This is a genomic window from Bacillus sp. NTK071, assembly GCF_017303315.1.
In the GTDB taxonomy this organism is placed as follows: Bacteria; Bacillota; Bacilli; order Bacillales; family Guptibacillaceae; genus Guptibacillus.
This window is the reverse complement of sequence record NZ_JAFKOI010000069.1, coordinates 1-269: the sequence shown is the minus strand read 5'-3', so window position 1 is coordinate 269 and position 269 is coordinate 1. Positions and strand designations below refer to the sequence as shown.

1 protein-coding gene is annotated in these 269 nt (G+C 52.0%); it reads right to left on the bottom strand.

Annotated elements, in window-relative coordinates:
* Nucleotides 1–269 (bottom strand): molybdopterin cofactor-binding domain-containing protein (locus tag JI666_RS21065; protein ID WP_206895032.1); only part of this gene is annotated, 269 nt, incomplete at both ends.

Here is a 269-nt window from a genome sequence, read left to right as displayed (position 1 = left end):
AACTCGCATCCAGCTCTTCTGCGACCAAAGTCGTCAGGCCGGTATAAGTACCCTGACCCATTTCAACGTGTTTGATCATCACGGTAACTTTGTTGTCTGTCCCGATACGCACAAACGCATTGGGTTCAAACGGCGCCTTCGCGGCCTCATCCGCGCGAGCATTGAGTGACAAAGGTAAAGAGAACCCCAATGTTAACCCCGCACCGACACCACCCATCAATTTTAGAAATTTACGGCGGCCGGGTACAACCTCATCCACCGCTGATGAA